Source organism: Bifidobacterium sp. ESL0790, from assembly GCF_029395435.1.
GTDB lineage: Bacteria > Actinomycetota > Actinomycetes > Actinomycetales > Bifidobacteriaceae > Bifidobacterium.
Map to the genome: position 1 here is coordinate 1,128,330 of NZ_CP113915.1, position 24,818 is coordinate 1,153,147.

General features: G+C 58.3%; 21 protein-coding genes and 1 pseudogene. 15 read left to right on the forward strand and 7 right to left on the reverse strand.

Features of this window, described 5'->3' with window-relative positions; genetic code table 11:
* The first annotated feature begins 200 nt into the window (after window positions 1–200).
* The 10 genes and pseudogenes from pyrB to OZY47_RS04170 all read left to right on the forward strand — a co-directional run bounded on the left by pyrB (window position 201) and on the right by OZY47_RS04170 (window position 11,387).
* Window positions 201–1,157: an aspartate carbamoyltransferase gene (pyrB, locus tag OZY47_RS04125; RefSeq protein ID WP_277179141.1), complete on the forward strand. Its 957-nt coding sequence runs from the start codon at window positions 201–203 to the stop codon at window positions 1,155–1,157.
* On the forward strand, window positions 1,157–1,576 hold the full coding sequence (locus tag OZY47_RS04130; protein WP_277177106.1) for an aspartate carbamoyltransferase regulatory subunit: 420 nt from the start codon (window positions 1,157–1,159) through the stop codon (window positions 1,574–1,576). The genes pyrB and OZY47_RS04130 overlap by 1 nt, the downstream gene beginning before the upstream one ends.
* Window positions 1,577–1,813: 237 nt before the next feature.
* On the forward strand, window positions 1,814–3,346 hold the full coding sequence (locus OZY47_RS04135; RefSeq protein ID WP_277177107.1) for a dihydroorotase: 1,533 nt from the start codon (window positions 1,814–1,816) through the stop codon (window positions 3,344–3,346).
* 164 nt (window positions 3,347–3,510) lie between these two features.
* A pseudogene (gene pyrF, locus OZY47_RS04140) lies at window positions 3,511–4,530 on the forward strand (orotidine-5'-phosphate decarboxylase); the annotation flags it as partial.
* Between the two features lie 130 nt (window positions 4,531–4,660).
* A complete protein-coding gene (locus OZY47_RS04145) occupies window positions 4,661–5,494 on the forward strand; it encodes a dihydroorotate dehydrogenase electron transfer subunit (protein WP_277177109.1) in 834 nt (277 codons plus the stop codon).
* A 78-nt stretch (window positions 5,495–5,572) separates the two neighbouring features.
* On the forward strand, window positions 5,573–6,499 hold the full coding sequence (locus OZY47_RS04150; RefSeq protein ID WP_277179143.1) for a dihydroorotate dehydrogenase: 927 nt from the start codon (window positions 5,573–5,575) through the stop codon (window positions 6,497–6,499).
* Window positions 6,500–6,795: 296 nt separating this feature from the next.
* Window positions 6,796–7,488: an orotate phosphoribosyltransferase gene (pyrE, locus tag OZY47_RS04155; protein WP_277179145.1), complete on the forward strand. Its 693-nt coding sequence runs from the start codon at window positions 6,796–6,798 to the stop codon at window positions 7,486–7,488.
* Window positions 7,489–7,609: 121 nt separating this feature from the next.
* Complete coding sequence (locus OZY47_RS04160) at window positions 7,610–9,424, forward strand: AMP-dependent synthetase/ligase (RefSeq protein ID WP_277177110.1); 1,815 nt, start codon at window positions 7,610–7,612, stop codon at window positions 9,422–9,424.
* A gap of 83 nt (window positions 9,425–9,507) precedes the next feature.
* On the forward strand, window positions 9,508–9,960 hold the full coding sequence (locus tag OZY47_RS04165) for a hypothetical protein (protein WP_277177112.1): 453 nt from the start codon (window positions 9,508–9,510) through the stop codon (window positions 9,958–9,960).
* Between the two features lie 56 nt (window positions 9,961–10,016).
* Entirely contained in the window at window positions 10,017–11,387 is a 1,371-nt protein-coding gene (locus tag OZY47_RS04170) for a hypothetical protein (RefSeq protein ID WP_277177113.1), read from the forward strand.
* Window positions 11,388–11,484: 97 nt separating this feature from the next.
* Here OZY47_RS04170 and OZY47_RS04175 read toward each other — a convergent pair whose 3' ends face one another.
* Window positions 11,485–11,688, reverse strand: coding sequence for a helix-turn-helix domain-containing protein (locus OZY47_RS04175; RefSeq protein WP_277179147.1), 204 nt, complete (start codon window positions 11,686–11,688; stop codon window positions 11,485–11,487).
* A gap of 106 nt (window positions 11,689–11,794) precedes the next feature.
* On the opposite strand from OZY47_RS04175, the gene OZY47_RS04180 reads away from it, so the two are divergent.
* From OZY47_RS04180 to OZY47_RS04195, 4 genes are all read left to right on the forward strand, one after another.
* Window positions 11,795–12,154, forward strand: coding sequence for a metalloregulator ArsR/SmtB family transcription factor (locus OZY47_RS04180; protein ID WP_277177114.1), 360 nt, complete (start codon window positions 11,795–11,797; stop codon window positions 12,152–12,154).
* A 98-nt stretch (window positions 12,155–12,252) separates the two neighbouring features.
* The gene (locus OZY47_RS04185) at window positions 12,253–13,215 is read left to right on the forward strand and encodes an SdpI family protein (protein ID WP_277177115.1); all 963 of its coding nucleotides are present in this window, start codon (window positions 12,253–12,255) and stop codon (window positions 13,213–13,215) included.
* Window positions 13,216–13,280: 65 nt separating this feature from the next.
* Window positions 13,281–14,090: an SdpI family protein gene (locus OZY47_RS04190; protein WP_277177116.1), complete on the forward strand. Its 810-nt coding sequence runs from the start codon at window positions 13,281–13,283 to the stop codon at window positions 14,088–14,090.
* 61 nt (window positions 14,091–14,151) lie between these two features.
* Window positions 14,152–14,322, forward strand: a complete 171-nt coding sequence (locus tag OZY47_RS04195) for a hypothetical protein (protein WP_277177117.1) — start codon at window positions 14,152–14,154, stop codon at window positions 14,320–14,322.
* 39 nt (window positions 14,323–14,361) lie between these two features.
* On the opposite strand, the gene OZY47_RS04200 is transcribed toward OZY47_RS04195, so the two are convergent.
* The 6 genes from OZY47_RS04200 to OZY47_RS04225 form a co-directional block, all read right to left on the reverse strand.
* Window positions 14,362–15,132 carry an Abi family protein gene (locus OZY47_RS04200; protein ID WP_277177118.1) on the reverse strand — a complete coding sequence of 257 codons (771 nt, stop codon included), beginning with the start codon at window positions 15,130–15,132 and terminating at the stop codon, window positions 14,362–14,364.
* A gap of 53 nt (window positions 15,133–15,185) precedes the next feature.
* Complete coding sequence (locus tag OZY47_RS04205) at window positions 15,186–15,392, reverse strand: hypothetical protein (protein ID WP_277177119.1); 207 nt, start codon at window positions 15,390–15,392, stop codon at window positions 15,186–15,188.
* A 197-nt stretch (window positions 15,393–15,589) separates the two neighbouring features.
* Window positions 15,590–16,513, reverse strand: a complete 924-nt coding sequence (locus OZY47_RS04210) for a LysR family transcriptional regulator (RefSeq protein WP_277177120.1) — start codon at window positions 16,511–16,513, stop codon at window positions 15,590–15,592.
* A 184-nt stretch (window positions 16,514–16,697) separates the two neighbouring features.
* Window positions 16,698–17,387, reverse strand: coding sequence for an HAD family phosphatase (locus OZY47_RS04215; RefSeq protein WP_277177121.1), 690 nt, complete (start codon window positions 17,385–17,387; stop codon window positions 16,698–16,700).
* A gap of 204 nt (window positions 17,388–17,591) precedes the next feature.
* A complete protein-coding gene (locus OZY47_RS04220) occupies window positions 17,592–19,481 on the reverse strand; it encodes a bifunctional ADP-dependent NAD(P)H-hydrate dehydratase/NAD(P)H-hydrate epimerase (RefSeq protein ID WP_277177122.1) in 1,890 nt (629 codons plus the stop codon).
* A 404-nt stretch (window positions 19,482–19,885) separates the two neighbouring features.
* The gene (locus OZY47_RS04225; protein ID WP_277177123.1) at window positions 19,886–21,487 is read right to left on the reverse strand and encodes an ABC-F family ATP-binding cassette domain-containing protein; all 1,602 of its coding nucleotides are present in this window, start codon (window positions 21,485–21,487) and stop codon (window positions 19,886–19,888) included.
* A 387-nt stretch (window positions 21,488–21,874) separates the two neighbouring features.
* On the opposite strand from OZY47_RS04225, the gene uvrA reads away from it, so the two are divergent.
* Window positions 21,875–24,817: an excinuclease ABC subunit UvrA gene (gene uvrA, locus OZY47_RS04230; protein WP_277179149.1), complete on the forward strand. Its 2,943-nt coding sequence runs from the start codon at window positions 21,875–21,877 to the stop codon at window positions 24,815–24,817.
* Window position 24,818 lies beyond the last annotated feature (1 nt).

The window sequence follows — 24,818 nt, forward strand, 5'->3', positions numbered from 1 at the left end:
CTTTGCCCTGTTTGTTCAAGGCGACTCACCGCTGTCAGCATGTGCGGGTATCTTGTCAATGGTCACACGGAGTGGCCACCTTCAACGAGAAAGGTGAGCTGTTGTCGATAGTGAAAAATCCCATGGCGGATTCCCAAGACGGAATCCGAAAATCTCAATTCCCCGATTCCGGCCCGGCGAAAAACGGACCGAAATCCTCATTGGCCGGTTCCAGCGTCGTCACGTTGGATGACATACCGACCACGGGAATCCAGTCGTTGCTCGACAAGGCGCGATACATCGATTCCCACAGAAAAGAAGTGGCTGACACCTGTTCCGGCAGAGTGTTGGCCACTTTGTTTTATGAGCCCAGCACGCGCACGCGCCTGAGCTTCGAGACCGCGATGCTGCGCTTGGGCGGCAAGGTGATCGGCTTCGCCGGCTCGCAGCTCTCCTCGGCGACCAAGGGCGAGACCATCCACGACACGGTGAAGGTCGTCTCCCAGTACGCCGACATCATCGCCATGCGCCACCCCAAGGAGGGCGCGGCCTTGGTGGCGGCCGAGGCCAGCGAGGTGCCGGTCATCAACGGCGGCGACGGCGGGCACATGCACCCCACGCAGACCCTGGCCGACCTCTCCACCATCGAGGCGCGCTTCGGCCGCGTCTCCGACCTCACGGTGGGCCTGTGCGGCGACCTGACCTTCGGGCGCACGGTCCACTCGCTCATCGAGACGCTCTGCCGCTTCGGCAACGTGCGCTTCGTGCTCATCAGCCCGGCCGAGCTCAAGACCCCGCAGTACGTGCTCGACCGCATCAACCAGAGCCCCACCTGCTCCTACGTCGAGGCGAGCGACCTCTCGGCCGTCATCGGCGACCTGGACGTGCTCTACATGACCCGCGTGCAGAAGGAGCGCTTCTTCAACGAGGACGACTACCTGCGCCTGCGCGACACCTACATCCTCGACGCGCCCAAGATGGCGCTGGCCAAGCCGACCATGGCGGTGCTGCACCCGCTGCCGCGCGTCAACGAGATCGCCAAGGAGGTCGACGACGATCCTCGCGCCGCCTACTTCGAGCAGGTCAAGCGCGGCATGCTCATGCGCATGGCCCTGGAGAGCTCGCTGCTTAGCGACGAGCTGCCCGGTTACGACGAGAACAAGGAGGTCCAAGCCTGATGGAAGTCACCAGCATCACCAACGGCATCATCATCGACCACGTCGACGCGGGCACGGCGCTCACCGTGCTGCGCTATATCAAGGTCGACCCCACCAAGGCCAAACTGGCCCTGATCATGAACGCCACCAGCCACGCGCTCGGAGCTAAGGACATCATCAAGATCGAGGATGTCGAGGACCTGAACCTGGACGCGCTCGGCTTCGTGGCGCCCCACGCGACCATCAACATCGTGCGCGGCGGCGAGATCGTCGAGAAGCACAAGCCCGGACTGCCCAAGCACCTGGTCGGGGTCATCACCTGCAAGAACCCTCGGTGCGTCACCACCACGGAGCGCGGGCTCGACCAGCGCTTCCACCTGGCCAGCGCCGAGCGGCGCGAATACCGTTGCGATTATTGCGACGAGGCGGCCGAGCGGTAGGAAATCATGGGACTTGGCCGGCGTCCGTTGCCGCGAGTTCTGATTGTCGGGACTTTCTGTGGACGCTGGCCGGGTTCCGGTCCGGGTTTGGGCTGGATATGGCTTGGATTTGGACTGGGCCGCGTTTGGCCTGAATATGTTGGGAATTATGAGAATCAGCACGCTTTCGACCGAGGATTGCATATGCAAAACGAATATGCAGCGACTTCGAAAGCGCGCGGATGACGGGAGAGTGACATGCTGACCATCCATGACACCAAGGTGTGGGACACCGGCGAACGCATCGACCTTGTCGTCCCCTCGGTTGACGAGCGACGTTCGTTGGTCGAGTCGGGAGCGTGCGTCGAAGGCGATATCGACGGTTCGTCGCTGCTGGTCGCGCCGGGGCTCACCGATCCGCACGTCCACTTCCGTGACCCCGGGCAGCTGGACAAGGAGACGATGGTCAGCGGTGCCTCCGCGGCGGCCGCGGGCGGCTATACGCGCGTGCTCATCATGCCGAACACGCTGCCTGCGGCCGACGGGCGCGACGTCGAAGTGCAGGAGGCCGCTGCCACAGGGGCTGGAAGCGATGTGAAGCGCAGAAATACCGATTCACCTGACGATGGGCTTCAGAACGTCGGCACCTACAACACGCTCGACTACTTGCAGCGTTACGAGCAGTCGCATGGCATCGAGCTTCCGGTGCGCTACGACCTGAGCGTATGCGCCTCACTGGGGCGCGCGGGCAGGCTGCCGACCAATCCAAAGGATTTCGAGCGGTTCATGGATCTCAGGCCTGCAGAAAGTGCTGTCGGCGGAATGGCTCGGAAATCTACGAGAACCGTGCCGAATGCCGTGTCTGAACACCCGCTACGCGCCATCAGCGACGACGGTTCCGCCATCACCGATAAGACACTCGACGCGGTGCTCACCAACGCGAAATCGACAGGTCTGCCAATTCTCGAGCATTGTGAGCATCACGATACCGGTGCGGTCAACGAGGGTGCAGTGAGCCGAAAGCTCGGCCTTCCCGGCATCCCGTCGAGCACGGAACTCTCCATCGTCACCCGGGACATCGAGGCGGCCCGACGCACCGGCGTCCACATCCACTTCCAGCACGTCTCCACCGCCTCCGCGTTCGACGCGATACGGGCCGCCAAGGCCGAGGGGCTGCCCATCACCTGCGAGACCGCGCCGCATTACCTGGCGTTGTGCGACAAGGACCTCTTGTGCTACGGGAGCATGGCGAAGATGAACCCACCGCTGCGCTCGGAGGCCGACCGCAAGGCGACCATCGCGGCCGTGGCCGACGGAACGGTCGACATGATCGCCACCGACCACGCCCCGCACACCCTGGCCGAGAAACAGGCCGGCCTGGCCGAGGCGCCCAACGGCATCATCGGCCTCGAATGCGCCTACGGCGTCTGCCGGAAGGTGCTGGTCGAAAGTGGTGCCATCAGCGAGCAACGGCTCATCGAGCTCATGTCACTCGCTCCGGAACGGCTCATGGGCCATACGCCGACCGATGTGGCCATGCTGCTCAACACGTCATCGAAATGCGCGACGAAACGGGTGCTTGATCTGGGCAAGGTGGAGCATCCTGAGTCCGTCGATCTTACGCTAATCGATACCAGCCAGGAATGGACGGTGGATTCGTCACGATTCCATTCCAAGGGACGCAACACCCCGTTCGACGGCTGGAAGCTCACCGGCAGGCCGATGGCGACCATCATCGGATCGAAACTGGTGTTCAGCCACTTGCCAAACACGACCCGCAAAACGTCTTGATATCAACAATTCCATGACATCACACTGATATACATACGACCACAACAGTCCTTTCAGCTGTACAGTTGAGGGCATAACACCTAAAGGAACGAGACAAGCCAATGGACCGACTGATCGAGGCCATCGAAGCCAAGCACAATCCCAGCATCGTAGGGCTGGATCCGACCCGGGCGCTGGTGCCGCCGCAGGTCTTCACCTCAGAAAATGAATTTGATGAAAAGGGTCTTAACGCGCTGATTGATTCTTTGAAAGGCGTAGACGATCCCGATGCTCAACGGCTTCTGGCTTCTCTGAACAATGCGGATAGTGCTGAAGCCAAGCAAAAGGTCGCTGACGACGCTTTGGAGCGGGCCGAGCCGGGTGCCCAAATCGTTGAAGGTTTTTACGAATTCAATCGTGCGATCATCGACGCCGTGAAAGACGTCGTGCCGGCCGTCAAGCCACAGGTCGCCATGTATGAGGCTTACGGTTCCATCGGTTTTGATATCTACCGCTTTACCTGCGAATATGCGCAGAAACAAGGACTGTATGTGCTCGGGGATATCAAGCGGGGTGATATCGGTTCTACGGCCACGGCCTACGCCAAGCATCTGACCCGCATCAACTCACGCGAACATGACTGCAATGGCCAACCATGGCATGAGGACGGCATCACCGTCAATCCCTATTTCGGCACCGACGGCATCATCCCGTTCACCGACGCCGCCAAGCAAACCGACAAGGACGTGTTCGCGCTGGTGCGCACCTCGAACCCCTCCAGTAAGGAGATTCAGGAACTCGAGCTCGCCGACGGCGACAAGCTCTATGAGCATGTGGCCGACCTGGTGGAAGGTTGGGGCGCCGACTCCATCGGCAAGTATGGCTATTCGCAGCTTGGTGCGGTGGTCGGGGCGACGCATCCCGAACAGGGTCGTGAGCTGCGCGAATGCATGCCGCACACGTTCTTCCTGGTGCCGGGCTACGGCGCGCAGGGTGGCACCGCCAAGGACGTCGCGGGCATGTTCGACAAGAACGGGCGCGGTGCCATCGTCAACTCGTCGCGCGGCATCATTGGCGCGTGGAAGAAGTCGGGGGAGTACCGCAATGACATGACCTCGGAAGAGGCCCTGGACTTGGTCGGGCGCAGCGCCCGGGCCGCGGCGATCGCCATGCGCGACGACCTGCGTGAGGCGTTGCGCTCATGAGACAGAACAAAATAACAAAAAGAGCGACACTGACAAAACTTTCCAGCACCGCAAACCAGTGAGCTAAAACCACTAAACCGACGCAACGAAATTCCACAACTTCAGCAGACCAAGATAATGAAGGAGCACGATGACAGCCACATCATTCACACCGACCTTGCCGGCGCAAACCGTCGAGCGCGAGGCCCACGAGGCCGGACGCAAACCTGGTCGGCGCACGGTCGAGGTGGTCGGCGCCTCGATGCTTTCGCATGGCATTTTCAGGTTGGTGATTCGTGATCCGTACGTCGCCCGCCACGCGTCGCCGGCGCAGTTCGTCAACCTCTATCCCCACGATGCGCGGATGATGCTGCCCAGGCCGTTCGGCGTGGCCGGTGTCGACGGCGACGACGTGACGCTCATCTACCAAATTGTGGGGCACGGCACCGAGGAGTTCTCCACGCTCGAGGCCGGCGACGCCATCGATGCGCTGGGGCCGCTGGGCAAGCCGTTCGACCTTGGCAAGCCCGCCAATTACGTGCTGGTCGGCGGGGGACTGGGTGTGCCACCCCTGCTGTATGCGGCGCAGACGCTCTGCCGACGCGACGACGCGCGCGTCACTTCGGTGTTTGGCTATCGCGACGAGCGCTTCGCCGACGAGCTGGTGCGCGGCTATGTCAACGCGGCGCACAGCATCACCAACGCCGAAGGCAACGTGGTCGACTTGCTCAATGACATCGAAGACGAGCTCAAGGTCGCTGCACAACCGCCTGTCATCCTCTCCTGTGGCCCGACGCCGATGATGAGGGCCGTGGCGGCATGGGCGAGCAAGCGTGGCATTCCGGCGCAATTGAGCCTAGAGGCGCGCATGGGCTGCGGTTACGGGGCCTGCGTCGCCTGCGTCGTCGATACGCCGAGCGGACGGCTGAAAGTCTGCAAGGACGGGCCGGTTTTCACCACCGAGCAGCTCGGTTGGGCGGCCTGAACGATGGACGGAAAACAAAAGACGGAAAAGACGGATATGGGGGATATCGTGGCGAATCAACAGAATCAAGGCGAGCCGATGGATGTGCTGGCACCACATGAGTGGCGACACAAAACTATCGTGGCGGGCGTGGAATGGAAGAACCCGGTCGGCACCGCCTCGGGCACGTTCCAGCTCGACGCGTGCGGCGACTATTACGACGTGGCCCAGCTCGGTGCCATCAGCACCAAGGGCGTCTCGCCGGTGCCATGGGAGGGCAATCCCGCGCCGCGCACGGCCGAATCGCCAGCTGGCATGGTCAACGCGGTCGGCCTGCAGAATCCTGGAGTCGACCATTATCTGGTGGACGAGCTGCCCCGCCTGAAGGCGTTGGGCGCGACCGTGGTCACCAACGTGGCCGGGCACAGCGACGAGGACTATGCGCAGGTGGTCGAGAAGCTCGCCGATTCGCCCGCCGACATGCTCGAAATCAACGTCAGCTGCCCGAACGTCAGCCACGGCGGCATGAGCGTGGGCACGGATCCGGTCGCGCTGAGCAGGCTCATCAAGCACTTGCGCACGCTGACCGACAAGCCGATGATCGTCAAGCTCTCGCCGAACGTCACCGACATCGTCGAGATCGCCCACGCCGCGGTCGACGCGGGGGCCGACGCGCTCAGCCTCATCAACACGCTGGTCGGCATGCGCATCGACATCAACACCGGCAAGCCCATCATCGCCAACCGCACCGGCGGCGTCTCCGGGCCCGCCATCTTCCCGATTGCGCTGAGCTTCGTCTGGCGCGTCCGCCAGTCCATTCCCGACATCCCCATCATCGGCATCGGCGGCATCGACTCGGGGGAGAAGGCGCTGGAATACCTCTACGCCGGAGCCAACGCCGTGGAGGTGGGCGCCGCCGCGCTCATAGACCCGACCGCCCCAATGCGTGTAGCGCGAGAATTGGATAACCTGCTCGATTCGCGCCCTGAACTTGCCGCGAAACTGGCCAAGGGGCAGACATGGTGACTGTGTCCGTTAGCTACACCGCAAAAAGTCAAACAATCATGTCATAAATGAGCCACTGATCGCCGCTTAGCGGCTCGTTTATGTCGCAGCAGTATTTTCCCGCCATTTTTGAGCCGTTGACCGGCGCTGAGTGGCTCGTTTATGGCGGAATCAAATTTTCCCGCCATTTTTGAGCCGTTGACCGGCGCTCAGAGGCTTATTTATGGCGCAACTGTAGAAACGGCGTTGGGCACACAGGTAAAGCAATGAAAGGAATAATCATGAATCAGACACACAACCACAACGAGGCCAACAAGATGACGCCGCTGGACCAGCGCTTCACCGAATTCATGCTGCAATCCGGGGCGCTGCGATTCGGCGACTTCACCCTCAAATCAGGCCGGCGCTCGCCCTACTTCATCAACGCCGGCGCGTTCAACGACGGCCGCAAGATCGCCACCCTGGGTGCCTTCTACGCCGAGAAAATCACCGCCGCCATCGCCGACGGCACGCTGCCGCAAGACATCGCCACCATTTTCGGCCCGGCCTACAAGGGCATCCCGCTGGCCGTCTCCACCGCCATCGCGCTCACCAGCATGCACGGCATGGAGGTTGGCTACACCTTCGACCGCAAGGAGAAGAAGGACCACGGCGACGGCGGCATCCTGGTCGGCACCCCGCTCGAGGACGGCATGAAGGTGCTGCTCGTCGACGACGTCATGACCGCCGGCACCGCCGTGCGCGAGGTGGTCCCCAAGCTCAAGGCCGCCGCCGACGTCGATATCGTGGGTCTCGTGTTGTCCGTCGATCGCATGGAGAAAACCAAGGATTCCGACATCTCCGCCGTCAAGTCCGTCGAGCAGGAATTCGGCTTCCCGGTCATCGCCATCGCCAACGTCCGTGAGATCTTCGCCGCCGCCTCCCGCATGGTCACCCTCGACGGCCAACCCCTGCTCAGCGACGCCATCAAGCACAGCGCCGAGGACTATCTCAAGCGCTACGGCGCTTGACGTTCCGTTGCCCGCCATTACGGGCTTACTGGTCGGACACGACGCCTTTGTGAGATTTCTTACGCTTGGACTAAAATTTAACCCGTATCGCGTCAATGTATCGCGTCGATGAGGGAGCCGTATGAAGCAGGAATACACAAGGACGTTGGAAGAGCCGATCGACAGCGACCGGAACATCTTCTCTTTGCTGGACGATCGCGCGCAACGCTCGCCCGAGGACTCCCTGGTCGAGTACGTCGGCGACGACGGCACCTGGCAGTCGTTCACGGCCACGCAGTTCCGCGACAAGGTCATCGGCCTGGCGAAGGGGCTCATCGCCCGTGGCGTCATGCCCGGCGATTCGGTGGCCATCATCGCGCACACCTCGTGGCAGTGGACCGCGCTTGACGTGGCCATCATGTCGATCGGCGCGCTCACCGTGCCGGTCTACGAGACCAACTCTCCGGCCCAGGTCGAGATGATCTTCAACGATTCCAACGTCAGGATGGCGTTTGCCGAGGATGACGACCAGCGCGACAAGATTGAGTCCGTGCGCGAGCGTTGCGCCGATCTCAAGGACGTCTACGTGATTGCCATGGGCGCCATCGAGACCATCGAGAAATTTGGCCAAGGCGTCAACGACCAAGAGTTCTGGGAGCGTGAGAAGGCTGTACAAGGCAAGGACCTGGCGACCATCGTCTACACGTCGGGCTCCACCGGCACGCCGAAGGGCATCGAGCTGAGCCATCAGAACTTCATGTTCATCACCATCTCGGGCGTGCGCTCCATGGGCGACATCCTCAACAAGCCCGGCCGCAGGCTCCTGCTGTTTCTCCCGCTGGCGCACGTCTTCGCCCGCTTCATGCAGCTCGTCTGCTTCGCCGGCACGGTCACGCTGGGCCTCTCCAGCAACCTCAAGACCATCCTCGCCGATTTCCGCACGTTCAAGCCGACCTTCATCCTCGCCGTGCCCCGCATCTTCGAGAAGATCTACAACGCCGCCTCGCAGAAGGCCGGCTCCGGATTCGCCGGGCGCGTCTTCTCCGACGCCACGACGACCGCCATCGCCTGGTCGAGGGCGCAGCAGTCGGGCGAGCCGATTCCGAGGGCGCTCACCATGCGTCACGCGCTGTACAACAAGCTCGTCTATTCCACCATCATGCAGATCTTCGGCGGCAAGGTCGAGTACGCGGTCTCCGGCGGCGCCCCGCTCAACGCGTCCATCGCGCACTTCTTCAACGGCGTCGGCCTGCCCCTGCTCGAGGGCTACGGCATGACCGAGACCTGCGCACCCGCCATGGTCAACCCCACCAAAGGCTACAAGATCGGCACCGTCGGCCTGCCACTGCAGGGAGTCACCGTTGGTGTGAGCGACGACGGCGAGCTGTGCATCAAGAGCCGGGCGGTGTGCGTCGGCTACCACAACCATCCCGAGATCACCAAGGAGCAGATCGTCGACGGATGGCTCCACACCGGCGACCTCGGCTCCATCGACGCCGACGGTTTCGTCACGCTGACCGGCCGCAAGAAGGACATCATCATCACCGCCGGCGGCAAGAACGTCTCGCCCGCCGAGGTGGAGACCGCGGTCATGACCTCGCCGGTGGTGAGCCAATGCGTCATGGTCGGCGACCGCAAGCCCTTCATCGCGGCGATCATCTCTCTGGACCTGCAGGAGACCAACGAATGGCTCAAATCCGAAGGTGCCGAACCGGTCAAGGATTTGAAGGAGGCCGTGGCGAACCCCATCGTCCACGCCGAAGTCGAGCGTGCGGTCAACAAGGCCAACGAGCTGGTCTCGCGCGCCGAGTCCATCCGCAAGTTCGAGATTGTCCCCGACGAATTCACCGAGGAGAACGGCATGATCACCCCGAGCCTTAAGGCCAAGCGCCAGGTCATCACCGACCACTACAAATCCCTCATCGACAACGTCATCTACACCCCAAAGAAGAGTTGAGGGTGTTGACGTCGTTTCATTTGCGTTAGCCGTTTTAGTAATGCAATAATTAAGTATTGGGATAAACAAACGATGGAGTTGCCATGACCACTGCGAAGAAACCAGTCGCAAAATCTACGACGAAGCCAAAAGGCAAGGTACTTGGCAAGCTCAACGCCGCTGCAGATATCGTCAGGGTAGTTGAGCAGATCGTCACTCCCGAGCAAGTGAAAGAAGCTGTGGATTGGCTTAAGGAGCAGCAGTTCTCCGACAAATTCATTGAGCTGACCAAGAAAATTCATCTTCCGGACAAGCACAACCCGCTCGCGAAGGTCGAGAACTTGTGTGACGCCGTCGAGGAGTTGATTCGGACGAAATCAGCAATCCTATCCGAAGACGCGCCCATCGCCGCGTGGCGTGTTGAAGTCGAAAAGATTCGCACCGGCGTCGAACTCATCAGGGAAGCGCAGGGAAATGACCCGAAGAAGGTCAAGGCGCTCGAAAAGCGTGCCAGCACGCTATACAACAGTGTGTTCGCCGCCGTTGTCGGCGAGTGACATAGCAGTCTGTTTTTCATTAACACTGCTTTAAAGCTGTATAAGGAGAAGTATCGATGAGTTCAGAGGACTTGGTTCCAGAGCCAGATGACAAGCAATCAGTCGAAGTTATTCAAGACGGCCAAGAACTGATGGTGTTTGGAGATAATTCCGCGGTTGATGCCTGGTTGAAAAGCGAAGGATTGGATAAAGAAACCCAGCGAAATCTGGACAGCCATGCATTGCAAGCTTGCGGCAATGGGATTCAAGCGCTTGCGGATGCGAAGCAGCAAAGCGGCCGTTGGGTGAAACTCACCAAAGAGTCGGCTGACCAGACGAAGAAATTCGGCCCAACGGGAACTGGTGTCTTAAGAAATGAACATGGACAAATCGTCCATCATCTTAAGTTCGAGGACATGACCAAAGTTACTTCAAAAGTCAATCCGCAGATGTTGGCCGATATTGGAGGAGTCATGACGCAGATGGCACTCCAGCAGTCGATGGACGAGATTGAGGATTGTCTTAAAAAGATTGACGGGAAAATCGATGATTTACTCCAAGATCAGAAGGACCAAACCCTCGCGAATCTGATGGGTGCCGCACAAATGATTGGCGAGACCAAGACTATCCGTGACAAAGTCGGAACACTGAGCGATACCACATGGTCGAAAATCGAAGATTGTCCGAGAGATTTGGCCAGCGCACAAAGCTATGCGTTAATAAAGATAAGAAATCTCACGAAAAAGCTACCTGAAAAGATTGATGCGAAAGACGACAAAGAAGTCATCGATCAACTTCTTCGAGACACATCCGACTGGTTAGCCGTCATTGGGCAATCCATACAAAGCCAGAACGAGCTATACATTCTCGAACTCGACCGGGTAATGACTGAGCAGCCGGAGGAGGTGGAACGATATCGAGAGGGTATCAACGAGGCCCGTCGTCAACGATTGCACGGTATCCAGGGTGAGCTATCTAATTTGAGCAAGGATATACAAGGGCTTGCAGACACCATTCGTGATCAGAAAGTCAAGCATCCTCGCACCGTCGAGGACAGGCTTGACACTCTTCAGTCGACCAATAAACGATTATCGACTTTCGCCAAGGCCATTGGCGTTGATGCTGACTATGTGGAGATCGAGATGGCGCCGCACTGGACAGACGCCGTTGGCAAACTTATTACCGAAAACGCCGTCGAAATTGGAGAAAATGCCAAGCAGATTGGTAGTGGGGCCGTGAAACTTGGTAAGGGCGCTGGTCAAAAGATTGGCGAAGGTGCCGAGTTAGTCGGCGATTACGCAGGGCAATTCAACGAGAACCTTAAGGAAGGTCGCAGCAAGTTGACCGAGAAGCTCGCCGAAGAACGTGCTAAGGACGCAGCGAAGCCCAAGCAAAAGCTTCGCGGACTGTTTTCGAAGGATGACGACGCAGAGGACGCCGAGAAATAATGCGCTGATGCGATTGATGTAACTTCTGCCATTGAGGTAAGTAAATGCGCTTTGCAGTCACAGTCTTACAGTAGCGAATACAAAGCGCACTTGTGACTCATTTCAGATTCAAGTCTCGTTCACGATTCTGGGTCGAAGATGTCTTCAATGGTGCAATTGAACAGGGTGGCCAGGCGGAAGGCCAGGGTAGGGATGGGTCGAAACGGCCCTTTTCGATGGAGATGATGGTCTGACGGCTCACGCCAACCGCTTCGGCGAGGGCGGCCTGTGAGAGCTGGCGTTGCCGGCGAAGAGTTCTCAGCTATTTCAACAGAATTTGAAATATTAAACAATCTGCGTTATGCTGGAACCATATTTCAACGTTATTTGAAATAGCAACAGAACATAAAGACATGAAAAGAGGGGATATGGGAGTGCAAACCACGTTGTCGGCGCTCGCGGACCCGGCGCGACGAGAGATTCTTCAGTTGCTACGACAGAGGGTCATGAACGCCGGCGAGCTTGCGGAGGCCACGGGACTTTCGGCGTCACGGCTTTCGTACCATCTGCGCAAGCTCAAGGAGGCCGAACTGGTCACCGACAGCCGGGACGGCACGACCATCTGGTACGAGCCAAACCTGACCGTTCTCGACGACACCATCGTCTGGATGAAGGAGCTTCGTCGCGACAGCCAGATTGAGAAGGCCTCGCGATATAAGACAAGTTCCTCGAAGAAGAGGAAGTCGCGGTCGACCGAAATTCGAACGACGAAAAAGGCCAAGTCATAAAACGACTCGGAAAATCGGCCTCGAAAACCTGTATGAGATCCAATATCTATCCGAATCCCCAACGATAAATAAGACTTAATTGCCAATGACGGAACGCGATGTCGCAGTTCACGTCTGGCCACAACGACGAAGAAAGAACGATGAAAAATCTTGATGAGAAGCAAGGTTTAGACGCGCGTACCACTAATGGGCACGGCGGTAACAACCTCGACAAGCATGAAAGCTCCACCGAACCAAGCAAGAGCGGGAGCGTGCAAGGCAACCTTGAGAAAAGGCAAAACCAAGATGTCCAAACCGAAAATGAAAACTACCAAAAAGAAGGCCTGTCTCTCGTAAGCAGCCTCCGCAACATCCATGGTTGGAATATCGTGATGGCCGCGCTTGGCCTGTTGCCTCTTATCGCGTATCTGCTGCTCTTCCCCTATATGCCAAATAAGGTGCCGATGCATGCCGGACCGGATGGAGTCGATCGATGGGGAAGCAAGACGGAGGGGCTGTTCCTGCCGATTTTCTCCGTATTGATGTGCGTGGTTTGGGTGGCGATAGAGATGTGGACGGCTCGGTCCACGGCCAAACGTGGCAACAATGACTCGACTTCAACAATCCGCGCCACGGCCATTGGCGGTTGCCTGGTATTCGTGGTGATCAATGTGATCAATGGGATTTTCATCTGGGACGCGTTCGCCAGAGTGAACGCCCACGGAGCCGGCGGACCCGAGCTTCCGACAGGGCAGATCATCAACGTCACGCTCGGTCTGGTGTTCATCGTCAGCGGCAATCTGCTGCCGTACGCCAAGCCCAACAGGGTCACCGGCGTGAGAATCCCAGGCGCCTACGCAAGCCGCGAAGCATGGCGGCGGTGCCAGCGTTTCGGCGGACTGGCGTTCATCGTCGCGGGCATCGTGATCGTCATTATTGGCATCACATGCAGGGGAGACGCCGTCAACGTCTTCGCATTGCTGGGCGTCATGCTCATCATGCTCGTGGTGGTTCTTGCCTATGGCCCCTATGCTGCCCGCAAATACGGCGACATCGGCGGCCCGATCAACGAGGATGATTGAGGGCGATGCGACCTTCGAAAAGATTGTATCCCATTCAAAGAAGATAGCAACCGAAATGGTGAAGAATGCGAACGCTCAACAATAATCAGGCAGAAGTTCAAAAACCTAGCGACGACGAATCCATAATGATCGAACAGCAGACCAGTTGGAAAGCTGTGATTTTTGGCGCCAAAAACTGGAATCTTGCGATGGTGCTTCTTGCTTTCTTGCCCTTGATTGTCTATCTGCTGGCCTTGCCGTACATGCCGAGCACCATACCTATGCATTACAACGGTAAGAACGAGCTCGACCACTGGGGCAGCAAATACGAGGGGCTCTTCATCGCTTTGATGGCACTGCTCTTTTGTGCGATTTGGTTGCTGTGTGAGATTCCCCTTGAACGTTCCGTACGCAAACAGTCGAATTCGGATATGAGCCCGAGAACAACGGTGCGCATGTGGATCATGGGTGGGTGCTGCGTATGTCTGATGTCCAATATTATGAACATTTGGATCATCGCCGATGCCTTCAGCAAAGGAAACATGGGTTCCGACATACCGTTGGGGCCAATCATGAATGTGGTCACCGGCTTGGCACTCATCATTTTCGGCAACGTCATGCCGGGTATAAAACCGAATGGATGGTCCGGCATGCGTATGCCGGGAGCCTTCAAAAGCCGCGAGTCGTGGCGTCGTTGCCAACGTTTTGGCGGGTTCGAGTTCATCGTCGGAGGAATCGTCCTGATTGCCGTAGGTCTCGTCGCCCATTCATCTCGTTTCGTCGGCAGGTATGCCATCCTTGTTGTCGGTTTGGCAATAGTGGCTGCGTTCGCGGTCTATAGCGTTTACGCCGGTAAGAAATACGGCGGAATCGGCGGTCCGCTAAACCGAAAATAGGAACTATTGTTCCATGTAATTTCTGAAAGATATTTGATAATATTCAATCATAGACGATGATATGGAGCGTAAAAACAGGATTATCCAAGACACATCATTACCGATGCAAGAACGATTGAAGCTGGTTGGCTATGATGTTCCCAATCTCAATGATTTGTTCAAGGATTATCATGGTACCTACCGCGGCGAGGAATGGGATACGGGCTGTGCCGTAGGTGCTGAGATACAGTAATACGTATATAGATTAAGTATTAGCTAGTAGCCAATATAGCTATTTGTTATCTTTCCGCTTGATGAGCCTTCTGCCTTGCTTTCTGGTTGGTCGACTTGTCAACAGACAAGGAGTGTTTCTATCAATATTTACGAATGCTGAAAGTAAGGAGATGACGGCTTCCGGCTGTTTGTATAGATGGTTTTCCGTTTGATAATTAGCATATAAGTTTACAAGATTTTTCAGAAGATCAGTAGCAGCTAATACTGCAGAATTATGTGCAGAATCACGGATGAGATTCACGTTGGTGCAGATCAGACAGGCGAAATCGTGTATTAAGGGATCAGACTTGGCTAGCGTCATTGCTGAATCATTATTTACGTTGCTGGTTTCGAATAGATTCATCAGCAAAGGGGCCAATTGTTCTGTAGGATTAATTGACTGCGAAGTGGGAATAAGCAGACAATTGTGATGAGCTGCAGCGTTACGCAAATGTCTGACTCCATCCAAAGTCGTGAAAATAACATCGTGATAACGGCTCTGTTTAAGAAAATATCGATAAAACGCAATGTTCAAATAAAATGGGCAAGTTTCCCAGACAACCCAAGGTGGGATATGGGAACTGTATTTTTCTATCATCCACTGGTTGTACCTATTTTTATTCATTGAATTTTGAAGCGAAAACGAGGTATGAAAACGAGTTTGATAGAATTCTTTCTCACTTATTTCAAAGTCTGCCGTCAATTTATAACCATCCATCGCTGTACTCATCAGCAACAGATTGAATCGTGTCTTCATTGCATGTTCTATTTCGCCGCTTCCAATCAACACAAATTGCCTAATTTGATAATCAATTGTTGATAGCTCCTTGAGATCAGCAAAATCTAGATTATTCTAGGTTCCATTTGCGCTTTTATGGAATTCCTTGTCAAAAGCCTTAAGTTTGAAGAAATGGTATGGTTTTTGAGAAATTCTTTTGCTTCTTCAGGAGAACAACGCTTGAAAGTAATCCCATGCGATGCCATGACTTTGATTTGTGAATCAACATCGATAACAGGTTTATTTGATTTCACATTCTTACCTTCAGCCATAGCCTCCTCGCTTCTATAAAAAAATTCAGGAAGCAACCGAAGCTGCTTCCTGAACACTTGGGGATCACGATGTTTAAAAAACATCAGATACAACCCTGTACGTGCGTATATAGTCTATCGAAAAATGGTTATCTACGCAACTAATGAAATCCTTAGTTTATAAGCCAACTACCGAATTAATCACCCTATTCTAAGAATCACCCAATCAGCTGGTAGCCGTGGCTGGCGATTACCGACTTGAGCTTGGCGAGGTAGCTTTCGGCGGCGTTGGAGAGGTTGGCGCGCTCGTTGCTGATCCAGCCGAGCAGCATCGTCTCGTCGGTGTCAAGCGGGACGGTGACGATCTTCTCGTTGTTGAGGTCGCCGTTGTCGATGCCGGTGCACACCGTGTAGCCGTTGAGCCCGATGATGAAGTTCAGGATCGTGGCGCGGTCGGTGACGGTGATGAGCTTGGGGGAGTCCTTGGGCCACACGGCCTCCTCCGCGAAGTAGAAACTGCCCTCCTCGCCCTGCTCGTACTGGATGAACGGATAGGGCTTGAGATCGTCCATCGTGACCTTCTTCTTCGTGGCGAGCGGATTGCTGCGCGAGAGGAAGACGTGCAACGGCGCGCGGAAGAGCGGATGGAACTCGAGGTGCTTGCCGCGCAGCAGCTTGCCGATGACGTCCTTGTTGAAATCGGAGAGGTAGAGGATGCCGATCTCGGAGAGCATGTTGGCGACCTGGTCGATGATGTCGCGCGTGCGGGTCTCGCGCAGCGTGAACTCGTATTCGTCGGATTTGTTGGAGTTGATCATCTCGACGAACGCCTCGACGGCGAACATGTAATGCTGGGTGGAGACGCTGCAGAGCTGCTTGCGGGGCTTGGCGTGCTTGTAGCGCTCCTCCATGAGCTCGGCCTGATCAAGTACTTGGCGCGCATACGTGAGGAATTCCGCGCCGTCGACGGTGAGCGCGATGCCCTGCGACGAGCGGGTGAAGATCTCGATGCCCATCTCGTGCTCGAGTTCCTTGACCGACGAGCTCAGCGCCGGCTGGGAGACGTAGAGCTCGTGCGAGGCCTCGTTCATCGAGCCGCACTCGACGATCTTCACGATGTATTTCAGTTGCAGCAGTGTCATATACACAGCTTATAGCAAAGCTTGTATCGCGCGAGTTAACTTATAACGAAATATGAGATGTTGTTATTCTTTACAAAACGATGATGTGAGAAATGCCTATTTTTTTTAAGGATGTTGGATGTCTCGCATACTTTCGTTACTAGGCTGTGTGCCAATGGAACCAACGGGGCGCAGTCTTGCAGCTTCACAGATGTACGCCGAGCTCTTTCAGCTGCTTTCGTGCGTCGTCAGCGCCAGTGAACCGGCAACCGTTGATGCCGACGGCCTCGGCTCCAGCGACGTTGGCGGCGGTGTCGTCGAAGAACACGCAATGCCCGGCATCGAGGCCAAAACGGCTCAGCGCCAGCTCATAGATGTCGGCGTTGGGCTTGTGCATCTTTTCCGCGCCGGAGACGATGGTGCCGCCTAGCAATTTCTTGATCTGCGGGAATTTCTCGAAGGCGAAGTGGAAGGTCTCGCCCGACCAATTCGTCAGGCCCCATAAGCGGTATCCATGGTCGCTCAAATCGTTGAGCAACCGCTCCATGCCTGGAATCATGCGGGGGAGCGCGTCGTCGTAGTGTTCGATATAGTACCGGAACATCGTGGCCAAATCGTCGCCATAATCACGTCGATAATCCTTGATGACCACGGCGAAATCCTCGCCGGCGTCCATGCGGGCCTCAGCGGCGAAAAATCCGTAGACATCATCTTCATCGGCGCATAATTTGTCCACGACATCGGCCGGGGAATGCCCTTGCAGACACGGACGGTAATCAAGGTCGACCAGCACGCCGCAGAAGTCGAAGATCACGTCCGTGACGCGCTGGTTATGAGACTCAGCAACGATGCCTCCATCAATCGGCGTACCTTCGCTGTTCACCTGGTTAGTCATAGCTGCTCCTGCATTTGTCTCGCGCATCTTTATTCTCGCTGTTTATTCAACTGTATCGTTGCGCATCTTCTGACGCACGATTCGTCCAATGCGGGCAAGCAAACGTTTCCCTTGCCCGCTACAAGAACAAGAACCTTATTACCGCAGCGTTCCAGCGTGCGTCTTCGATATACGATTCAAAGCCCGCTGGACCAATTCCGAAACTCAAAGCGCGAGCAACCGGCCGATGGCCTTCGGCAAGACTGTGACGACATCCGAGGCGACGATGGGGTGGCCGGGATCATCGTCATCCTCGTCATCGGTGGCGTCGAAAATCTGCGGAGCCCGCCAACCGCATTGGTCGCCATCGGACGCGAGCTGGGCGGCATAACCATGGATGTAACTAGCGGCCGCGGCTGTGGCGACACACAGTTTCGGATTGCGCTGCAACGCGTCGTCACCCTGCTGGGCGAGCATGCCAGCCATGAGCCCGGCCAACACGTCGCCGGCTCCGGCCGTGGCCAGCCAGGATGGACCGCTACCGGATACCAGAACAAACGGCTCTGTTCCGCACTTATCGGCATTACCGCTATCACTAGGTTCGCCGGATGCCTGTCGAAGCTCGGCATCGCCGACCACGATGGTGACCGCGCCTTTCAGCAACACGGTGGCTCCGGTGAGTTCGTGCGCCTTCTTCGCCCAACGCAACGGCTCCGCAAGAATGTCGTCGACCTCGACCTCTTCGCCTCGTGAGGCCAGCAACGCGGCCATTTCGCCGGCGTGAGGCGTGATGACCACATGTGCCGGAACGCGCTCGGGCAGCAGATCCAAAGCCCCGGCGTCCACGCAGATGGGAGGCATGCTCCAAGGTTCCTTGTCAAAATCGATTGCCTCGGAGGTCTGAGATGCGGATCGCGTCGAATCGTCCAATGAATAATGCGAGAGCAGCGCGGCGATCGCGGAACGTTGCGAATCCTGCGACGGCGAACCGTGACGTCCAATGGTCTCATTGCCGAGCGCGGCCCCGGTCGGCACGCCGGAACCGACGGCCCACGCCTGCACGTGGCCTTTGCCGATGACGATCTCAGGAGTGTTGCGCAGCACCATGTCGCTGGCGTTGGCGGGGCCGATATAGCGCACCATACCCACGTTCGAGCGCACCGCAGCCCTTGAACTAAGCACGGCCGCTCCGGGGTAGCGGGCCGATCCGGTGATGAGCCCGGCGACGCCCCGCGAATACTTGGAATCAGTGGGTTCAGGTTGCCTCAAAAGATTGGCCGCCTGCTCGTCCATCGCCGTAATCGCAGGCTTCGCGTGGCTGATGTCGAAGCCGAAATCGACCAGCACCACACGTCCGCACGCGAACGACGCCGGCGGCAGCATGGCGCAAGGCTTCATCGCTCCGAACATCGTCGTGACATCAGCGGGGATGAAGTCGCCGGGCAACGTGCCACCATCCACGTCCATGCCCGAGGGCGTATCGATGGCGACCACCAAGGGAGCGGTGTCGTCGTCGGAAACCGTTGCGGAAAGCGGCATGGAAGCAGGTTTATTGGCCGGTTTCTCGACAACCTTGCGCAATTCGTGGGCCATGGTCGCGGCCAGGCCGCGCAACGCGCCGTGCACGCCGATGCCGGTCATCGCGTCGAGCACCACGTCGGCCCGCGAGGCGAGACCAATGGAGGTTTTCAGCCGTTCCCCGGCTTCTCCGGCGCTGAAACCGTTCGCTCCACCGGGAATCTTGGAATTCGGATCGAGCACCAAAAGCCGCCCGCCCGCATGGGTGAAGGCTACAAGCCCCGCGAGATGAAGCGTTTTACCAACAGCCACCGCGGTCACTTGGGCACCGGCGTTGGCCAAATGAGCCGCGGCGTACAGTCCGTCGCCGCCGTTATCTCCAGCCCCGGCGAGCAGCACGACTCGCGCGCTCGCCACCTCGATGCCGTTATCTTCAAGCAGGTCGGCGGTCACGTGCGCGGCTGCGGAGGCGGCCATACGCATCAGCGGCACGCCCCGGTCGAGCAGCGGCCGTTCCAAGCCACGTACCGTCTCCACGTCGTAGGCGTTGTGGCGCAACTGTTGCTGCCGTTTCAAATCCGCCATGCGCTCGTCCATGTTCAGCCTCCTGTGTCCGCCGATATCTAGCTCGATGCTACCCCGCCGCGGTCACATGGAGTCGCAATCAGCGGAATCCTCGATAAACCGCAACACGCTATTCCGCAGAATCCGTTACATAACAGGCAGCGAATATTCCTGTCATGAGACGGACCATAGCCAGCCGCCACATGTCGTTTCCTAACAGGGACCACCTATTCCTGTCACGAGACGGACTATCCGAAGCCTCTGGAGTCCGCCTCGTAACAGGAACATAAGAATCGGTTACGAAGCCGCCTTTTGATGGTTGCCACATTCCGTTTCGTGGCAGCAAACAACAATCCTGTCATACGACAGCGTCTTGGAATCTTGGCAAGCCGTCGTGTGACCGGACTACGTAAAAAGAACGAAATTATGGCGTCTGTCTACTCCTCGGCGACTAAGTCGAGATAGTCGTCGCTCCACAGGTCCTCGTCACCGTCGGGCATCAGCAGCACGCGCTCAGGGTTGAGCGCCTTGACCGCGCCCTCGTCGTGGGTCACCAGAATGATGGCGCCCTCGTATTTGGCGATGGCCTTGAGGATCTCGTCGCGCGAGACCGGGTCGAGGTTGTTGGTCGGCTCGTCAAGCAGCAGCACGTTGGCGCGCGAGGTCACCAGCGTGGCCAGCGCGAGCCTGGTCTGCTCGCCGCCGGAAAGCACCTTCGCTGGCTTGAACGCGTCGTCACCAGAGAAGAGGAAGCTGCCGAGAATCGAGCGGGCGTGGGTGTCGTCGAGGTCGGGGGCGACGTGCTGGAGGTTCTCGAGCACGGTCGCGTCAAGCTCCAAGGTGTCGTGCTCCTGCGCGAAATAGCCGATCTTGCAGCCGTGGCCGTAAATGACCTCGCCGGTGTCGGGCTTGTCCTCGCCGGCCAGGATGCGCAGCGTCGTGGTCTTGCCCGCGCCGTTGTAACCCAGGATGACCACGCGCGAGCCCTTGTCGATGGCGAGGTTGATGCCGCTGAACACGATGTTGGAGCCGAACGCCTTCGAGATCTCCTTGGCCATGATCGGCGTCTTGCCGCACGGCGCTGGCTCGGGAAAGCGGATATCGGCCACCTTCTCCTTGGTCTCGGCCTCGCTGGTCTCGCTGAGCAGGCGCTGGGCGCGGCGCATCATGTTCTGCGCGGCGACGGCCTTGGTGGCCTTGGCGTGCAGGCGGATGCCCTGCTTCATCAGTCGGTCGGCCTTCTTCTCGGCCACCTCGCGCTCACGGCGGCGACGCTCCTCGTCGACGACGCGCTGCTTGAGATAGGCCTTCCAACCCAGCGAATACATGTCGATCTGCGCGGTCTGCGCATCGAGATGCCAGACCTTGTTCACCACCTCGTCGAGCAGCTCGGTGGAGTGGGAGATGACGAGGAATCCACCCTCGAAACGCTTCAAGTAGCCACGTAGCCATTCGATGGAGTCGGCGTCCAAGTGGTTGGTTGGCTCGTCGAGGATCAACGTGTCGGCGTCGGAATACAGGATTCGCGCCAGCTCGATGCGTCGTTTCTGGCCGCCGGAAAGCGTGCCGATGGGCTGTTGCATCGTCTCGTTGGGCAGGCCAAGGCTAGCGGCCATCGAAATCGCCTCGGACTGCGCCGCATAGCCGCCGGCCTTCTCGAACGCCTGCATGGCCTTGTCGTACTTGTCCATCGCCTTTTCCATGACCTTCGGGTCCTCGCTGGTCATGTCCTTCTCGGCCTTGCGCATGCGCTTGATGATGCTGGCGATGTCGCGCGCGCTCATCATGCGGTCGAGCGCGGTCTGCTCGGGGTCGTCGGCATGCGTGTCCTGCGGGAGGTAGCCGAGCTTTCCGGAGATGCGGACCTTGCCCGCCGAGGGGAGCATGTCGCCGGTGATGACGCGGGTGAGTGTGGTCTTGCCGGCACCGTTGCGGCCCACCAGGCCGATCTTGTCGCCTTTGTTCACATGAAAATCAGTCGGATTGAGCAGAGTCCTGGCTCCGATCTGAATTTCCAGACCTTTCCCCTCGATTGCCATGCCTTGTTACCTATCCCATCGTACGAGCCGTGTTTGTAAAAGATTGCGCACCTATATTATGCGTAGACCATCATAGCGGAACGCGTGACGAATCGAACAGGCGTTCGAAAGTTGAGATTTTCGACGATCAGCTTGTCGCTTATTGTCGGCTTACGAATGAATTTTTAGGCGGCGTTTGAATCTTTCACGGCTATCCCAAGTATGGAATTCCGGGCGACATGCGCCGCGACACGGACTCGAACAATTGTTCGAACCGTTCGCTATGATGGGTTATCCTACAGTGAGGCAATAGGCATCAAGCGGAGGTAAGCAGTGGCAACAGCATCGACGGCGCGCAAGTCCGATTCGAAGGGTGAATCCCCGGAGAGCGTTGTGGCGCAAAAGCTGATGGACAGCGATTCATTCCTGTCGCAGGAGATAGCGAAGGCGCCGCTGCGCGAGAAGAACGGTTCGCTCGTCGCGGACATCTCGCACATCCCCAGCGATCTCAAGATCACCATCCAGGGTGCCCGCGAGCACAACCTCAAGAACGTCGACATCTCCATCCCGCGTAGCCGTATGGTCGTCTTCACCGGTCTTTCGGGCTCCGGCAAGTCGTCGCTGGCGTTCGACACCCTCTTCGCCGAAGGGCAGCGGCGCTACGTCGAATCGTTGAGCGCCTACGCCCGCCAGTTCCTCGGGCAAATGGACAAGCCCGACGTCGACTTCATCGAGGGACTGAGCCCGGCCGTCTCCATCGACCAGAAGACCACGAACCGCAATCCGCGCTCGACGGTCGGCACCATCACCGAGATCTACGATTACCTGCGTCTGCTCTTCTCCCGCACCGGTGTGCCGCACTGCCCGGAATGCGGCGCGTTGGTCAGCGCCCAGACGCCCCAGCAGATGGTCGACATGTTGCTCAAGAACCCCGACCGCACGCGCTTCCAGATTCTGGCCCCGGTCGTGCGCGGCCGCAAGGGCGAGTTCGAGGACCTGCTCGAGCTGCTGCGCGGCGACGGCTATTCGCGCGCGTTGATCGACGGCGAGATGCGCCAGCTCTCCGACGACATCAAGCTGACCAAGCAGAAAAAGCACACCATCGAGGTGGTTGTCGACCGCCTGGCCATCAAGGACGGCATCAGGCAGCGCCTCACCGACTCCATCGAAACGGCGCTGAAGCTCGCCAAGGGCATCATCGTCGTCGATTTCGTAGACCGCGATGAAAAGGATCCGAACCGCCGCCAGCCGTTCAGCGAGAAGCGTTCCTGCCCCAACGGCCACCAGCTGGAACTTGACGAGATCGAGCCTCGCACCTTCTCCTTCAACGCCCCGTATGGTGCGTGCCCAGCCTGCGACGGCATCGGCTACAAGCTGGAGATCGACCCCGAGCTCGTCATTCCCGACCCGAGCAAATCGCTCAACGAGAACGCCATCGAGCCCTGGGGCATGACCAAGGGCACGGGCGAATATTACCGACACGTGCTCGAGGGCCTGGGCGAGGAGATGGGCTTCAGCCTCGACACCCCTTGGGAGAAGCTTTCCAAGGAAGTCCGCCACGCCATCATGTACGGCCATGACTTCAAGGTGAAGGTCTCGTACCGCAACCGTTGGGGCAGGCTGCGCGAATACAGCACCGGCTTCGAAGGCGTGGTGCGCACGTTGATGCGCCGCCATGACGAGACCGACTCTGACCAGATGAAGCTCTATTACGAGTCCTACATGCGTGAGGTGCCCTGTCAGGAATGTCACGGCCGCCGCCTGCGCCCCGAGGTGCTCGCGGTCACCGTCGATGGCGAATCGATCGCCGACGTGTGCGACATGCCCATCGAGAAGAGTCTCAAATGGGTGCGGGGATTGAAACTCGAAGGTTCCGCCGCCGTCATCGCGGGCGAGGTCCTCAAGGAGATTCGCGCCCGCCTCGGCTTCATGAATGACGTCGGCCTGAATTATCTGACGCTTTCCCGCGCCGCCAAGACGCTTTCCGGCGGCGAGGCGCAGCGCATCAGGCTCGCCACCCAGATCGGCAGCGGCCTGGTCGGCGTCATGTATGTGCTCGATGAGCCCTCCATCGGCCTGCACCAGCGTGACAACGAGCGTCTCATCAAGACGCTGCACCACCTGCGCGACCTTGGCAACACCCTGATCGTCGTGGAACATGACGAGGAGACCATCGAGAAGGCCGACTGGCTTGTCGACATCGGCCCAGGAGCCGGTGAGAAGGGCGGGGAAGTGGTCTATTCGGGCCCCGCCGCCCATGTCGTGGACGCTCCACGGTCGATCACCGGCGACTACATCGCGGGCCGTCGTCAGATCGAAACGCCGAAGAAGCGCCGCAAAACCGACAAGACGCGCCAGCTGAAGGTCATCGGTGCGCGCGAGAACAACCTCAAGAACATCAACGTCTCCATCCCGCTGGGCGTCATGACCTGCATCACCGGCGTCTCCGGTTCCGGCAAGTCGACACTCATCAACTCGATCCTCTATCCCTCGCTGGCCGACAAGCTCAACGGCGCGCGCATCGTGCCGGGCAAGCACACCCGCATCGAAGGCGTCGACCAGTGCGACAAGGTCATCCACGTCGACCAGAACCCGATTGGCCGCACGCCGAGGAGCAACCCGGCCACCTACACCGGCGTCTGGGACAAGATTCGCCAGCTCTTCGCCAAGACGCCTGAGGCTCAGGTCCGTGGCTATGGCCCTGGCCGGTTCTCGTTCAACGTCAAGGGTGGTCGCTGTGAGGCCTGCCACGGCGACGGCACCATCAAGATCGAGATGAACTTCCTGCCGGACGTCTATGTGCAGTGCGAGGAATGCCATGGACAGCGCTACAACCGCGAGACGCTTGAGGTGAAATACAACGGCAAGACCGTCGCCGACGTGCTCAACATGCCGATTTCGGAGGCCGCGGACTTCTTCAAGGCCTATACGGGCATCTCCCGCTACCTCGACACGTTGGTCGACGTCGGGCTGGGTTACATCCGCTTGGGCCAGCCCGCCACCACGCTTTCAGGCGGCGAATCGCAGAGGGTCAAACTAGCCACCGAGCTCCAGCGCCGTTCCACCGGCAAAACCGTCTACATCCTCGACGAGCCGACCACCGGCCTGCATTTCGAGGACGTCAGGAAGCTGCTCCAGGTGCTGCAAGGCCTGGTCGACAAGGGCAACACCGTCATCGTCATCGAGCACAACCTCGACGTCGTCAAGTCCGCGGACTGGATCATCGACCTCGGCCCCGAGGGTGGTGATGGCGGCGGCACCATCGTCAGCCAGGGCACTCCTGAGCATGTAGCCAAGTGCGAGAAGAGCTGGACCGGCAAGTTCCTAGCCCCGATGCTCGCCAAGAAATAAT